Source organism: Rhodothermales bacterium (genome assembly GCA_040221055.1).
Classification (GTDB): domain Bacteria; phylum Bacteroidota; class Rhodothermia; order Rhodothermales; family UBA10348; genus 1-14-0-65-60-17.
The window spans coordinates 1-15404 of sequence record JAVJVN010000021.1; the positions used below are offsets into that span (position 1 = coordinate 1).

Sequence of the window (15404 nt, forward strand, 5' to 3'; positions counted from 1 at the left end):
GGGCCTTTCTCCTGCCCCCCGCCCCACATTCGTTTCAGGCAGGTTGAGCCGCCTGACAGGGGCCGTCTCGTCCAAAAACACATGAAGCAAAACTCTCGGATCCCCCGTATGTTGGGCCCACTCTCACTCCGAGCGCATGTCCAATTCCAATGACCTCCTGAGGCGCGACCGGTCTCATCCCAATCTCATCCTGTTCGCGTTGTGGCTGATGGTCTTCTCAGCCAGCAGCCAGGTCATCATCATCGCGCCCATCCTGCCCCGCATCGGGGAAGCGCTGAACATTGCGGAATCCCTCCAGGGCTGGCTCATCACCTCCTATGCCGTTGCGCTGAGTGTTTTCGCGCTCATCGTGGGGCCCATATCGGACAAGGTGGGGCGCCGGAAAGTCCTGATTGCCGGGTGTGCCTCCATGGCCGTGGCCCTCTGGCTGCATGCCGTGGCCGACAGTTTCTTTTCCCTCCTGGTCGTGCGCGCAGCCGCGGGTGCCGCCGGCGGCATGTTGAGCGGTGCGGCGGTTTCGTATGTCGGGGATTACTTCCCCTACAACAAGCGGGGCTGGGCCAACGGATGGGTCATGAGCGGCGTCGCGTTCGGGCAGATCATCGGGATTCCGGTGGGTACCGTCCTCGCGGACCAATTCGGATTCCGGGCGGCGTTCCTGATGTTCGCGGGCAGCATGACGTTGACCACGTTGCTTATATGGGGTTTCGTACCCCAACCGGATGTGGAGCGGGACACCGGGCGATTGACGCTGGCCAAGGCCATTGCCACGTACCGGGAATTGCTGTCCCGGAGGGTAGTCGTATCGGCCTCGGCGACGTACTTCCTGATGTTTTTCTCCATCGGTCTTTACGTGATCTATCTGCCCACCTGGCTTGAGCAGACGCTGGAAGTGTCCGGAACCGCCATTGCCTCGTTGTTCTTCGTGGGTGGCGTTGCGACCGTTATTGCTGGCCCGGCTGCCGGCAAGCTTTCGGACCGGATTGGTCGCAAGCCCCTGATTGTCGGCTCCTGTCTGGGATTGGCCGTGGCCATGATCCTGACCACGTACGTCATCACCTCCATGTGGGTGGCGTACATCCTGTTCGGCGGGACCATGATCATGATTGCCATGCGCATGAGCCCATTGCAGAGCCTGATGACGGCGCTCGTGGAAGACCGGCGCAGGGGGGCCCTGCTCAGTCTGGCGGTCTCCATTGGCCAGGTCGGGATCGGAATCGGCGGGGCGGTTGCCGGGATGGCGTACACCCGGTACGGCTACATCAGCAACACCATGGTCGGTGCGGTATCCATCCTGGGCATGGCGTGGCTGGTCCAGCGTGCGCTGCCGGAGCCGAAGGAAGACGATTTCAAGCCCAAAGGCGAAGCGGCCGATCCGGAAGGTGCCGAACCGGCCGCTGCCCGGGTAGTCTGACGAGTCCTGTCTAGGAATTCATTACCACGAGGAACTCGTCGTTCTTCTTCGTGCCGCGCATCTTGTCGAGCAGCCAGCTCATGGCATCGACCGGCGCCATGTCCGCAAGCATCTTCCGGAGAATCCAGATCCGCTGCAGCTTGGCTTCCGGTATGAGCAGTTCTTCGCGGCGTGTGCCCGACTTGACCACATGGATGGCCGGGAAAATGCGTCGGTTGGCCAGTTCGCGGTCCAGCACGATTTCCGAGTTGCCGGTGCCCTTGAATTCCTCGAAGATGACCTCGTCCATACGGCTTCCGGTATCGATGAGGGCTGTGCCGATGATGGTCAGCGATCCGCCCTCTTCAATATTCCGGGCGGCGCCGAAGAACCGCTTCGGTCCGCGCAGGGCGCCCGCTTCCATACCGCCCGACATGGTCTTGCCGGTGTTGGGCGCGCAGGCGTTGGCCGCACGCGCCAGACGGGTGATGGAGTCGAGCAGGATGACCACGTCCTTGCCGGCCTCAACCAGACGCTTGGCCTTGTTGAGCACGATTTCGGCCACTTCAATGTGCCGTTCCGGTTCCTGGTCGAAGGTCGATGCGATGACCTCGGCGTCCACGTGCCGGCGCATGTCCGTCACTTCCTCCGGCCGCTCGTCCACCAAGAGGATGATGAGCACACATTCCGGATGATTCGTCGTGATGGCGTTGGCAATCTTCTGCAGGATGATGGTCTTGCCCGTCTTGGGCTGCGCCACGATGAGGGCACGCTGGCCCTTTCCGATGGGCGAGAAGAGGTCCATGATGCGCGTGGTGTACTCACCCGGCAACGTTTCGAGGTTCAACTGCTCTTCCGGATAGTACGGCGTGAGGTAGTCGAAGCTCGGGCGCTCGTCCAGTTCACCCGGCACGCGGCCGTTGATGTTGTTGACCTGGATGAGTGCGAAATACCGCTCGCCTTCCTTGGGCGGGCGGACTTCGCCGTCCACCGTATCGCCCATCCGGAGCGAGAATTTCTTGATCTGCGAGGGCGACACGTAGATATCGTCCGGGCTGGGCAGGTAGTTGTACTCGGCGCTGCGCATGAAGCCGTATCCGTCGGGCAGGATTTCCAGGACGCCGATCTTGTTGATCATGGCGGCCAGGTCGACCTCGCTCGGGTCGTATTCCTGCATGTAGGGCGGGGCCTCGGCGTAAACGCGCTGATGCCGTTCCTCCCGGCTCTCGCGGTTGCGGCCACCCTGGTCGCGGTCACGGTCACGGCCGCGGTTGCGACCCCGGTTCCGGCGATCATCGTCGCGCTGGTTGCCGCGATTGTCGTTGCGGTCACGGTCGCGGTTTCCGCCGCCACTGCCCGAGTCGTCGCGACGGCTGCTGCGGTTGTCGTTTCCACCACGGTTGTCGTTGGCGCTGCCGCGGTTGTCATCCCGGCCGCGGCTCTCATTGCGGGTATCGTTTCCACCACGGTTGTCGTTGCGGTTGTCGCGTCCGCGACCGCGTCCACGCCCCCGGCCCCGGCCACGCCGGTCATTCTGGTCGGACGAGCCCTGAGAACCCTGGTTTTGATTCTGGCTGTCGCCCTGACTCTGGCGCTGACTCTGGTTCTGGTTCGAATCGTTCCGGTCCTGGCTTCCGCCCCGGTCGTCGCCTTGACTGCGTGCGTCGTCGCTGCGGCCCCGGTCTTCATTTCCGGAAGTGGCAGAAGAAGAGGAGGAGTCCTTGTCTCCCCGGCGGCGTCCCCGGCCGCGCTTTTCGTCGCGGGAATCACTGCGGGAATCACTGCGGGAGCTGTCGCGGGAGTCGTCACGGGATTTTTCAGACCCCGAATCCTGCGACTTGGCATCGGCCTCTTTCGATCCGCGGCCCCGCTTGGGCCGGGACTCCTTGTCGGGGCGGGAGGACTTTTCGCGCTGGCTCTTCGGAAGCGACTCGCTGTCGCGGGGCTGGGCTTCCTGGTCTTCGTCGCTGCGCTTGGCGCGTCCGGCCAGTTTTTCGGCGCGGGCTTCGAGAATGGCGTAAATCAGGTCCTGTTTGCGCAGGTTGGACATGCCGCCAAGGTTCATTTTCTTGGCAATATCCTTCAGCTCAGGAAGCTTCTTGTCCTGCAACTCGGCAATATTCATAGTGTGTCTGGAGAGGTGACCATCGGGCAGATGTAGATGTGCCCAGGGCGTACGTGGACTGCAATCAGGGTGCAGACAGGGTCAGGGTAAAGGAACGGTTGTGGTTTCGTCGGCAGACAGGGGGTCTACGGGCGGCACAAGACGGGGCCCTCAAAAGGAAATATCGCCCTGGATAGGAAATCGATGGGGATATCGGGCCCGAGCGGGTAATGAATTCAAACCCCGCAACCGTCTGAATATAACCCATAACGGAATGAAATCCAGAAGGATGCCTTCGTCACGCAAAAACAAGCAGAATTCCGGGCGTATTTACGGACCGGGTGGTCGTCCTGCGGTCCATTTACTCGTCCAGAACAGCATCGAGGGCCGCGGCTGCAACGTCATGCGATCCGATGAACAGCGCATTCCGGCCCTCCCTGCGTGCGCGCTGAACCGCGTGGGCTACCGATGGGAGCGGTTCTGCCCGCAGTGCCAAATCCGATGCCAGTGCCTCTGCACTCCGTCCTCGGCTTCCTTGGGTCGGCACCGTCCAGACCGCGTCGACACCGAATTCTGCCAGGACGCGACCCACGCCGGCAGCGTCCTTGTCGCCCAACATGCCGATGACGACCGTGTACGCGTGCGGGCCGTCCATGGCTGCCAAACCTGCCAACGCGGTGGCAATGGCCTCCGGATTGTGTCCGATGTCCACCACGAATCGGGGCCGTTCGGACAGGACTTCCAGCCGGGCGCGCAGGCCGGACAATGCGCGGACGGAGGCCAATCCCTCGCGGACCGCCGGCGCGTGCGGGTCCAGGGCTTGCATGAGCGCGAGCGCAACGCGGGCATTGCCGCGTTGGTGGGCACCGGGCAGGTCCACGATCACATCGTCCGGAAGGGCCACGCCCGGCGCATGGATGACGTCAGCTCCGATGGTGCGGGCCACATCTTCGATGGCACGGAGGGCTTCGGCGGGCATTGCGCCCACGATCAGCGGGCGTCCGGGCTTCGCGATGCCGGCTTTTTCGCGCGCAATATCCGGGAGCGTGTGCCCCAGGAGGTCCATGTGGTCGAACCCGATGCTCACGATGGCCGAAGCCTCGGCGTCCAGGATGTTGGTGGCATCGAGCCGGCCGCCGAGCCCGACTTCCACCACGGCTACATCCACCCCTTCGTGCGCAAACCAGGCGAGGGAAAACGCGACGGTGGCCTCGAAAAAGCTCGGGGAAATCCGGTCCAGGTCCTCCGCGTGCCGCTCGGCCATGGCGTCAAGCCATTCCGCAGGGGCCGCACGGCCGTCCACCCGCATCCGTTCGGTAATGTGCCGCAAGTGCGGCGACGTGTGCAATCCGGCACGGTGGCCCGATGCCGTCAGGAGCGCACTCAGCATGGCCGCGACCGAACCCTTGCCGTTCGTGCCGGCAACCAGCACGGTGCGGAACGTCCGCTCCGGGTGGCCGAGGGCGTCGAGCAGGGCGGCTATCCGGTCGAATCCCGGCTTGAGCGCCACGCTGCCGTCCGTGGCGAATCTGGGCAGTGCCAGCAGACGGTCTGTTCCGGTCGCAGCGCGGGGGTTCATGGCGCGTCCGGGTCCGCCCCGTCCTCCAGCCAGGTCAGCGTGCGATGGTCGCCGCTGGCGTGGGCTATCCGCACGACATGCGTCCCTTCGGGGAGCAGGCCCCGGGCGCGCTCCGGCCACTCCACCAGACAGATTCCGTCGCCCAGGAAATAATCCTCCAGACCGGCACGACGGGCATCGGCCTCGTCTTCCAGTCGGTACAAATCAATGTGGTACACCGGAATACGAGCTTCGTACTCGTGAGCGATCGTGAAGGTCGGACTGGACACATCGCCAGCGTCACCGCCGAGCCCCTCCACCACGCCCGCCACGAACTGGGTCTTCCCGGCGCCCAGGTCCCCCTCGAGCGCAACCACATCACCGGGCTCCAGGAGCACTGCGAACGCGGCGCCGAGCGCCCGCGTGTCGGAGGCGGAGTCGGACGCGGCCGAACGGGTCCGGGTGGGGAAGGGCAGGGCATTCACGGGAAAAAACCAGGTTCAGGATTTCGGGCGGCGCACCAAGGCCGCGGTTCAGGATTTCAGTCGGCTTGCGACGGCCGAGTCAAGACTTGGGTCGGAGCGTGATCACCGGCAGCAACATCTCCTCGAGCGATACCCCGCCGTGCTGCATGGTGTCCTTGTACTTGTTGACGTAGTAATTGTAATTCGTAGGGTATACGAAATAGTAGTTTTCCTTCGCGATGATGTAGTTCGTCTGCGCATTTTCCCGGGGCAGCCCGTACGTCTCGGGGTCTTTCACGAAAATGGCGTGGCGCCCGTCGCATTTCAGATTGCGGCCATACTTGTAGCGGAGCGCCGTGGACGTTTCGCGGTCCCCGATGGCCTTGGTCGGTTTCAGGCTGCGGACAATGCCGTGGTCGGTCGTGATGACAATGGTGCAGTCCTCCTCGGCCAGTTGCTGGAAGGCCTGGAACAGCCAGGAGTGCTCGAACCACGTGCGCGTAAGCGCCCGGTAGGCCCGTTCGTCGGGGGCCAGTTCCTTCAGCACGTCCGAATCGGAGCGGCTGTGGGCCAGGATGTCCACGAAATTGACGACCACCGCGCTGAGATCGCTCTGCAGCAGATCATGCACGGACGTCAGGAATTCACGCCCGTCCTGCGAGGAAATCACCTTCCGGTAGGACACCCGGTCCGTACGGTGGCGTCGCTTCAACTGATCGACCAGGAACTCCTCCTCGTTCCGGTTGCGACTGTGCTCATCGTCCTCGCCGTCGGCCCAGATCCGGGGGTATTTCGCAGCCAGATCCACCGGCAACAACCCCGAGAAGATGGCATTCCGCGAGAACGGAGTGGCCGTCGGCAGGATGCCGTAATGGAATTTTTTCTCCATTGAGAAGAGTGGTGACAGCAACCGCTCGAACTCCAGCCACTGATCGTAGCGCATACAGTCGATCACGAAGAAAATGACCGGCCGTTTACCCGTCATGCGGGGCAGCACGAATGTGGGTACGATTTCGTGGGACAGGACGGGCCGATCTTTTCCGGCGGCCAGGTTCTTGTTGCCAATCCAGTCCGGGTAAACGGACTCTATCCAACTGGAAAAAACGCGGTTGGACTCGGCATACTGGTCTTCCAGCACCTGCCGGACCCCCTCATCGGAGCCCAACTCCAGATCGTACCGCAGCAGCTTCTCGTACAGCTCCACCCACTCCTCGTGGTCCAGATCGCCCGCGAGCGCGGCCGTGATTTCGCCGAACGACTGCAGATAGGACTGCGATGCGCGCTCCGTCTGCAGACGGGCATGATCCAGCAGCCGCTTGCACGTCAGGAGTACCTGCGACGGGTTCACGGGCTTCGTGAGGTAGTCCGAAATCTTGCCCCCGAGGGCCTCCTCCATTATCCGCTCCTCCTCGCTTTTGGTCACCATCACGACCGGCACGTTCGGGGCGATCGCCTTGATTTCATCGAGTGCATCGAGCCCGCCGCGGCCCGGCATCTGCTCGTCCAACAGGACGACGTCGAAGGGGCGCTCGCGCATCTTCTCGATGGCATCCAGCCCGTTGGTTACGCTCGTGACCTCGTATCCCTTGGATTCCAGGAAGAGGATGTGGGGCTTGAGGAGATCGATTTCGTCATCCGCCCAGAGGATTCGTGAAGGACCGGCCATCGTTGTTCAATCAGTGAAGTTGGGAAAAACGGTAGCGGTTGGGCGGGACGGGGCTCCGGATGGGTTCAGGGGATGCGCGTGCAAGGCGTTCAGCAGCTTCCTGTTACCCGGTTCCGCGCGCAAAGGTTCACCGGCACACCGGTAAACAAGATGCGCCGAGGGTCGTTCAACCCGTCAGTGCACACCTATTCCACCCCGAGACCATGAAAGACCGCATACTTGCCGCCGTAAACGATCAGATCCAGGCCGAATTCCAGTCCGCCTGGTACTACCTGGCCATGTCGGCCCGCTTCGAGGAGATCAAGATGCCCGGAGCCGCGTCGTGGATGCGCATGCAGTGGGAAGAAGAGACGGCGCACGCCATGAAGCTGTTCGACCACCTGGTCCGGCGCGGCGCATCGCCGAAGCTGTCGGCCCTCGACGAGCCGAAGGTCATCTTTACGACGCCCATGGAGGCCTTCGAGAAGGTGCTCAAGCACGAGCAGCACGTCACGAAACTCATCCATGACCTGTACGAAGTGGCCGTGGACGAGCGCGACTACGCCCTGCAGACACTCCTGCACTGGTTCATCGACGAGCAGGTGGAAGAGGAGGAGGCCGCCGAGGCCATCATTGACAGCCTCCGCCTGGCCGGCGATTCCGGACAGGGTTTGCTCATGATTGACCGCGAGCTCGGATCCCGCTCGCCCGGCGCATCGGAAGCCTGAGCCGGTCGGAGGCCTGATTTTTCAACCATCCGTGTGAAGAGACGGTGCATTTGCTCGCGCATCAACCATATGGTTGAAACAAATGGTTGACCCTCGCGATAGGCCGCCGCATGGGAAACGAAACCACACAGGCGGAACAGGCCATCTTCGATGCGGCCCTCACCGAGTTCGCGGCGCGCGGCAAGGACGGCGCGCGCATGCAGGACATTGCGGACCGGGCGGGCATGAACAAGGCCATGCTGCACTACTACTACCGCTCCAAGGACAAACTTTATGAGGCCGTGCTGGCCCACGTCCTGGGCGGGTTCATGGGGGAGGTGTCCTCGTCCATGGATATCGATGCGCCCTTTCCGGAGCAGCTCCGGACCATGATTGCCACGTACACGCGCATGCACTACCGGCAGCCGGACGTGTGCAAGTTGTGGCTGCACGAGAACCTGAACGGCGCCCCCGTGGCGCGCGACCTGCTGGCCAACCGGGGCGGCGCCTTCAATGCGCCCCGCAAGGCCTTTGCCTGGATTGAGGCCGCCGTCGAGCGCGGCGACATCCGTCCGGTGGATCCGCTCCAGTTCATGTTCACGTTCATCGGGGCGGTTGTGATTTTCCTGATTTCCCGTTCCACGCTCTCGCTCTACCGCCCGGACCTGCTGGACCCCGATCCGGTCGTGCGCGAGCAGCTCATTGAGGAACGGATTGACCACCTTTTCAACCTCTTCTACCATGGATTGCAACCCAGGTAAACGGATAAGAGCGGGGCTTGTGTTTTCCGGGATGATTTTTCTCGGGGGATGCGCGGCGATGCCCTCGCTCACGCCCACCGCCGAGCCACCCCCATCACTGCCCGAGGCTTTCGATGCGCCGAGCGGCACCCTACAAGGTGAGGCTGCAGGTATTGCCGCCAATTCGGAGGCTGAACGGGCCTCTGTCCGCTGGTGGGATGCGCTCGGCGATGAGGGTCTCTCGGCCGTTGTCGACTCGGCCTTGGCCGCCAACCTGGATCTCCGGATGGCCGCCGAACGCGTGCTCGAAGTCCAGAACCAGTTCCGCATGGCCCGGTCGGCCCGGCTGCCCGGTGTGCAGGGCAGTGTGGAGGGAGGGCGCCAGAACACGCCCACCAATACGGGGGCCACGGGACGCTTCTCCGAATCCATTCCGGGTTTTCCGGACCGCTTCGACGTGACCAACTGGTCGGCATCGCTCGGCCTGGCGTGGGAGCTGGACGTATGGGGCCGGGTACGGGCTTCGAGCGAGGCCGCCAAGGCCCAGTGGGTCGCGACGCTGGCAGACGCCGAGGCCGTCCGGATGGGCGTGATATCGGAAGCCATCGGGACGTGGGCGCGCCTCCGGGATCTGGATGCGCAGAATGCCCTGGCTGACAGCCAGTTGGGACTGCTCGAGGAGCGGGCCGGGCTGACGCGCTCGCGCTACGAGCGCGGGCTTATTACCAGTTTCGAGTACTACGCCGTGCAACAGGCCCTGGATGACGCGCGCGCAGCCCGGCCCGCCCTGCGGACCGCCAAGTACGACGCGGCGTCCCGGTTGGGGCTGCTGATGGGTGGCGCTGGAGCGCCGGACTGGGCGGAGGGCCTGACGGCCGAAGCCACGCCCACCGCCGAGTCCGCTCTGGCCCTGCCCGCAGTGCTCCCGTCGGAGCTGCTACTCCGCCGGCCCGACCTCCTGGCGTCGGCGGCGCGGCTGGAAGCGGCCCGTCAACAGGTAGGGGTGGCCCGCGCCGACCAATTCCCACGCTTTTCCCTGACGGCCTCCGCCGGTACGCAGAGCAGTGAACTGGCGGACCTGGTGCAGACGTCGCAGCGGTTCTGGCTGTTCGGTGGATCGCTCACCGGACCGGTATTCCAGAGCGGCGCACGTCGCGCGGCCGCCCGGGCCGCATGGAACCGGTACGAACAGGCCGCGCTGGCCCATGAGAAAGCCGTTTTGACGGCCTTCCGCGAGGTATCGGTGGCGCTGCGGACCCTGGAAGCCGAGCACGAGCGGCTGGACGCCGCCCTGGCTGCGGCCGGGAATGCGCGCGCATCCCACGAACTCCAACTGGACCGCTATGTGCGCGGGGTGGGTCCGTATGTGGCCCTCCTCGACGCGCATCTGAACAAAGTCCGGGCCGAAGCGGCCCTCTCGGCAGCCCGCCGCGACGTGCTTCTGGCCCGGCTCACCCTGCATCGCGCCCTGGGCGGCGCCTGGACCGTAACATCCCAACAGGAAGCATCATGAATGTACCCTCTTTCCTGAAAGGCCTCGGCATCCTCGCCATCGGCGTGATCGGCCTGATCCTCTTCATTGTCATGCGGCCTGATCCGGCCACCGAAGAACCCGCCGAATTCGCACCGGTCGTGGAATTCCTCACCGCCGAGCCCACCTCGGACGCGGTATACCTCCAGGCCACCGGGTCGGTCGCGGCCCGGCGGGACGTAGCGCTGGCCGCTGAAGTCCCCGGGACCGTGGTGTGGACGCACCCGTCCTTCGCCGCCGGCGGCGCCTTCCGCGCGGGCGATGTGCTCATTCGCCTGGACAGCACCGACTTCCGGAATGCGGTGGTCATGGCGGAGGCCGAGCTCACCCAGCGCACCTTCGAGGCCCTCCTGGCCGCCGAGGAGGCCGAGATTGCCCGTGCCGACTGGGAGCGCCTGGTGGCCCGCAACGCCGACGTGGAAGCCCCGGAGGACACCGAATTGGGATCGCTGCTGTTCCGGGAGCCGCAGCTGAAACTGGCTGAAGCCGCCCGCCGGGCCGCGCAGGCCCGACTGGAAGATGCCCGCAAACGGTTGTCGCGCAGCGTCATCCGGGCGCCGTTCGAGGGGCGCATCCGCCAGGCGAACGTGAATCTCGGGTCCTATGTGGCCCCCGGCATGGTGGTGGCTACCTACTTCAGCACCGACGTGGCCGAGATCAGCGTTCCGGTGTCCGCCCGGGACGTGGCGCTCTTCGACAACCTGGACGGCCTCGTGCGCGACCGGGCGCCCGCCACGGTGCGCAGCGGCGCCGCCGAGTGGCCGGCCCGCGTGGTCCGCACGTCCGGGGCCATCAATCCCCAGACGCGCATGATGGACATCGTCCTGTCCGTGGACCGGCCCTACGCCACCACGCCGCCGCTGCGTGTGGGTACGTTCGTGGATGTGGCCATTCCGGCCCGCACTCCGGACGCCTGGTATCGTCTGCCGGTGGAGCTGCTGCGTGAGGACGGCACCGTCTGGTTGTTCGAGGACGGTACGTTGCGCATTCGAAGCGTCCAGGTCCTGACCGAACAGGACGGCCACGCGGTCGTCACGGGCGGCCTGTCGCCCGGTGATCGCATCATCCGGACGAACCTGGCCGTGGTCACCGACGGGATGTCGGTCCGGACCACCGACTCCGCATCCACTCCGAATACGGAAAACTGAGGCAAAACCATGAATGGACCAGTTTCGGAAGAGCCGGAGGCCAAGGGACCCATCGCATGGATGGCCCGGAACTCCGTGGCCGCCAACCTGCTCATGTTGTTCCTGGTGCTGGTGGGCTTCATCAGCGTATCGAGCATCGTGCAGGAAGTGTTTCCCGAGGCGAGCCTGGACACCATTGAGGTGCGCGTGGCGTGGCCGGGCGCATCCCCCTCGGAAATCGAGGACGGGATTATCCTGCGCGTCGAGGAGCAGCTCGAGGGCATTGAGGGCATCAAGCGGATATCGGCCATTGCGGCTGAGAACGTCGGCATCGTGAACGTGCAGCTGCGCCTGGGTGCCGACGCCTCGCGGGTGCTGGACGACGTGAAGGCCGAGGTCGACCGGATTACCACGTTCCCGGTGGATGCCGAGGAGCCGCAGATCCAGGAAATGACCACCCGCCGGCAGGCCATCCAGTTGGCGCTTTATGGCGATGCCTCCGAGCGCACGCTCAAGGAGCTGGCCGCGCGCATGAAGGACGACCTGGGAGCGACGGCCGGGATTTCCTACATCAGCATCACGGGCGTCCGGGACTACGAAATCGCCATCGAGGTGCCCGAGCAGAACCTGCGCGCCTACGGACTGTCGCTCGACGCTGTGACCATGGCCGTGCGCCGGGGCAGTCTGGACCTCCCCGGCGGGGCCATCGAGACGAGCAATGAGGAAATCCTGGTCCGGACGACGGGCCAGAACTATACCGCCCGCGACTTCCGGGACATCATCGTGCTGGCGCGACCCGACGGATCGACGGTCCGCCTGGGGGACATCGCGCTGGTCCGGGACGGGTTCGAGGAGTCGGACCTGATAACCCGGTTCGACGGGCAGCCGGCCGCCCTCATGTCCATCTACCGGACCGCCGATGAGCGCGTGCTGGATATCGTGGAAGCGGTCTACGCCTATGTGGAAACGGCACCCCTGCCCTCCGGCGTGGACGTGGCCATCTGGCAGGATGAAGCCAAGTTGCTCAAGAGCCGTTACGAGCTCATGCTCAAGAACGGCGCCATGGGGCTCATCCTGGTCATCCTGGCGCTCGGTCTGTTCATGAACTCGCGTCTGGCCTTCTGGGTGTCGGCCGGCATTTTCATCTCGTTCCTCGGGACATTCGCCGTCATGCTCATGCTGGGGGCGTCCATCAACCTGATTTCACTGGTGGCCTTCATCCTGGCGCTCGGGATTGTGGTGGACGATGCGATCGTCATCGGCGAGAACGTGTTTGCCGAGCAGGAGGCGGGGCGGAGCCCGGTGGATGCGGCGGTCGTGGGATCGACCCGTCTGGCGCGGCCCGTGACGTTCGCCGTGCTCACCACCATTGCGGCCTTTTCGCCCCTCTTGTTCATTCCGGGGGTCATCGGCAAGTTCATGCAGCAGCTGCCCGTGGTCATCATCACGGTGCTGGCCATTTCGCTCGTGGAGTCGCTCTTCATCCTGCCCGCCCACCTGTCGCACGTGAAAGCGCTCCGGACGGCCGGCAAGAAAGGCGTGGGTGGCGCCATAGACCGGGTACAGAATCGCGTGTCCGACTTCCTGAACTGGAATGTGGAAAACCTGCTGGTGCCCACGCTGCATTTCGTGACGCGGAACTGGGGACTCGTCATCCTGGGCGGCATCACGACGGTGCTCCTGAGCATCGGGCTCGTGGCCGGGGGTCTGGTGAACTTCGTGTTCTTCCCGGACATCGAGGGCGAGAACGTGATTGCCCGGATTGAAATGAAGGAAGGCACGCAGGCCGAGCAGACCCAGGCCGTGGCCGCCATCGTGGAGCAAAAGGGCCGCGAAGTCATTGAGCGCATGCAGGAGGAGTTGCCCGAGTCACATCCCGCGTTGGCCAAGCACGTGTTTTCCGTCGTGGGCACCCAGCCCTCCATTGCCAACGCGCCGGGCGGGGCCGGGACCGGCCTGACCGAGCCGACGAAAGCCGAAGTCAATTTCGAACTCCTGGAGTCCGAGAACCGGGACATTCCGGCGGCGCGCATTGAAAGCGCCTGGCGGGAGGCGGCAGCCGACATTCCGGGCGTGAAGTCGGTGGCGTTCCAGTCCTCCATCTTCACGCTCGGCAAGGCCATCCAGATTGAGGCCTCGGCGGCGGATGCCGATGTCCTGAACGCTGCCGTGGACGACCTGAAGCGGGAAATCGCCCGCTTTTCGGGCACAGTGGAAATCCAGGACGATCGCCAGCTCGGCAAGCGCGAAATCCAGTTGAAACTGAAGCCAGCCGCCCGCACGCTGGGGGTCACGCTGGAGGACCTGGCGCGGCAGACGCGCGCCGCCCTGTACGGCAACGAGGCCCTGCGCGTGCAGCGCGGACGCGACGACATCAAGGTCATGGTCCGCCTCCCGGCCGATGAACGGGATGCCGTGTCCGACCTGGACCGGCTGCGCATCCGCACGGCCGATGGACGCGAGATCCCCTTCCATGAGGTCGCCGAGGCCACCATGGGATACGGTTCCTCCATCATCAACCGCCGCGACCGCCGCCGCGTGGTCACCGTGACGGCTGACGTGGACGCCGAAGTCGTGGCCGCGGGCGACGTGCTGACCGCGCTCGAAGCCGACGTGCTCCCCCGCCTGCGCCGCGACTACCCGGGGTTCCGGGCCTCCTTCGAGGGCGAGCAGCGGGAGCAGGCCGACGCCGTGGACGCCATCAAGCGCGGTTTCCTGATTGCGCTGTTCGTGATCTTCGCGCTCCTGGCCATTCCGTTCAAGTCCTACACCCAGCCGCTCATCATCATGGCCGCCATTCCGTTCGGGGTCATCGGGGCCGTCCTGGGCCACCTCATCATGGGGCTGGACGTGGGCATCCTGAGCCTGTTCGGTATTGTGGGACTTTCGGGGGTCGCGGTGAACAACTCGCTCGTGCTCATCGACTATATCAATACGGCCCGCGCCAACGGGGCGACCGTCGAGGAGGCCATCGTGACGGCATCGAAGGCCCGCTTCCGGCCCATCCTGCTGACGTCCATGACCACGTTCCTGGGCGTGTTGCCACTCATCCTGGAGCGCAGTCTGCAGGCGCAGTTCCTCATACCCATCGCGGCGAGCCTCGGATTCGGTATCTTGTTCGCGACGTTCATCATCCTCGTCCTCGTGCCGGCCCTCGTGCTGCTGGAGGACCGCATCCGGAGCTTTTTTACACGTGATACTGAAGAACGGGCACCTGTCCCTGCCGACCGACCCCAACACGCTGTTTGACCGGGCCGCGCCGCTGGTCCTGGAAGTGGGTTTCGGTGACGGAAGATTCCTCGCGCACCTCGGTGCCGCCCACCCCGAGTGGAACCTGCTCGGCGCCGAAGTGTCGCTGGGCTCGGTCTGGCGTGCCTTCCGACGGATGCGCCGCGAACGGATTTACCACGTCCGGCTGTACAAAGGAAGCGCACAATTCATTGTGCGCGATGCCCTTCCGGCTGCGAGCATCCACCGCATATACGTCAACTTCCCGGACCCCTGGCCGCGCAAAAAGCACCTGGGCAACCGGCTCCTGCAAACCGAATTCTTCCGGCTCGTATCCACCCGTCTGGAGGACGGCGGGGACCTGCAGCTGACCACCGACCATCCCGAGTATTTCGGGTGGGCGGTCGAGAACGGCCGGGAAAGCGGCTGCTTCGACATCGCCGAGGGTGAGCCGCCTCCGGCCACCCTCCAGACCAAGTACGCCCTCAAGTGGCGCGCCCAGGACAAACCCATTTACCACGTCCGGTTCCAGTTGCGCGAGCGCGCCGAACCGCATCCGAATCTGCTTACCGCCCAACCCATGCAGCACGCCATGCTCACCGGTTCCCTGGACCGGGTTACCACGTTTTCCAAACAGGTCCATCCATTCGACGGTGGCCATGTCATTGTGCTGGAAGCCTTCCGCGGCCTCGCCGAGGACACCATGCTGTTCCGCGTCGTGACCGAAGAGCCCGATCTGCGCCAGGAACTGTTGGTCCAGGCCTGGCAGCGCGAGGAGAACGGCGTGTTTGTCAGCCTGCAACCCTTCGGCGAACCCCTCGCCACCCGCGGCGTCCGCGAAGCCGTCCGCGCCGTCGCCGACTGGCTGGTTTCGCAGGGCCTCGAGCTGAAGGAGGCGTGGATTTAA

General features: G+C 64.5%; 11 protein-coding genes. 7 read left to right on the forward strand and 4 right to left on the reverse strand.

Features of this window, described 5'->3' with window-relative positions; all coding sequences use genetic code 11:
• Positions 1-136: 136 nt before the first annotated feature.
• The gene (locus RIE53_13520) at positions 137-1414 is read left to right on the forward strand and encodes an MFS transporter (GenBank protein MEQ9105703.1); all 1278 of its coding nucleotides are present in this window, start codon (positions 137-139) and stop codon (positions 1412-1414) included.
• Between the two features lie 10 nt (positions 1415-1424).
• On the opposite strand, the gene rho is transcribed toward RIE53_13520, so the two are convergent.
• The 4 genes from rho to RIE53_13540 all read right to left on the reverse strand — a co-directional run bounded on the left by rho (position 1425) and on the right by RIE53_13540 (position 7185).
• Positions 1425-3518 carry a transcription termination factor Rho gene (gene rho / locus RIE53_13525; GenBank protein ID MEQ9105704.1) on the reverse strand — a complete coding sequence of 698 codons (2094 nt, stop codon included), beginning with the start codon at positions 3516-3518 and terminating at the stop codon, positions 1425-1427.
• 340 nt (positions 3519-3858) lie between these two features.
• Entirely contained in the window at positions 3859-5076 is a 1218-nt protein-coding gene (locus RIE53_13530; protein ID MEQ9105705.1) for a Mur ligase family protein, read from the reverse strand.
• Complete coding sequence (gene tsaE / locus RIE53_13535; GenBank protein ID MEQ9105706.1) at positions 5073-5540, reverse strand: tRNA (adenosine(37)-N6)-threonylcarbamoyltransferase complex ATPase subunit type 1 TsaE; 468 nt, start codon at positions 5538-5540, stop codon at positions 5073-5075. Before tsaE ends, RIE53_13530 begins: the two co-directional genes overlap by 4 nt.
• A 79-nt stretch (positions 5541-5619) precedes the next feature.
• A complete protein-coding gene (locus RIE53_13540) occupies positions 5620-7185 on the reverse strand; it encodes a response regulator (GenBank protein MEQ9105707.1) in 1566 nt (521 codons plus the stop codon).
• A gap of 203 nt (positions 7186-7388) precedes the next feature.
• Here RIE53_13540 and RIE53_13545 point away from each other — a divergent pair, with 203 nt between their 5' ends.
• The 6 genes from RIE53_13545 to RIE53_13570 all read left to right on the forward strand — a co-directional run bounded on the left by RIE53_13545 (position 7389) and on the right by RIE53_13570 (position 15404).
• The gene (locus tag RIE53_13545; protein ID MEQ9105708.1) at positions 7389-7892 is read left to right on the forward strand and encodes a ferritin; all 504 of its coding nucleotides are present in this window, start codon (positions 7389-7391) and stop codon (positions 7890-7892) included.
• 110 nt (positions 7893-8002) lie between these two features.
• Positions 8003-8632, forward strand: coding sequence for a TetR family transcriptional regulator (locus RIE53_13550; protein ID MEQ9105709.1), 630 nt, complete (start codon positions 8003-8005; stop codon positions 8630-8632).
• Positions 8613-10124 carry an efflux transporter outer membrane subunit gene (locus tag RIE53_13555; protein ID MEQ9105710.1) on the forward strand — a complete coding sequence of 504 codons (1512 nt, stop codon included), beginning with the start codon at positions 8613-8615 and terminating at the stop codon, positions 10122-10124. The genes RIE53_13550 and RIE53_13555 overlap by 20 nt, the downstream gene beginning before the upstream one ends.
• On the forward strand, positions 10121-11290 hold the full coding sequence (locus RIE53_13560) for an efflux RND transporter periplasmic adaptor subunit (protein MEQ9105711.1): 1170 nt from the start codon (positions 10121-10123) through the stop codon (positions 11288-11290). Before RIE53_13555 ends, RIE53_13560 begins: the two co-directional genes overlap by 4 nt.
• A gap of 9 nt (positions 11291-11299) precedes the next feature.
• A complete protein-coding gene (locus RIE53_13565) occupies positions 11300-14518 on the forward strand; it encodes an efflux RND transporter permease subunit (GenBank protein MEQ9105712.1) in 3219 nt (1072 codons plus the stop codon).
• Positions 14463-15404, forward strand: a complete 942-nt coding sequence (locus tag RIE53_13570) for a tRNA (guanine-N7)-methyltransferase (protein MEQ9105713.1) — start codon at positions 14463-14465, stop codon at positions 15402-15404. The genes RIE53_13565 and RIE53_13570 overlap by 56 nt, the downstream gene beginning before the upstream one ends.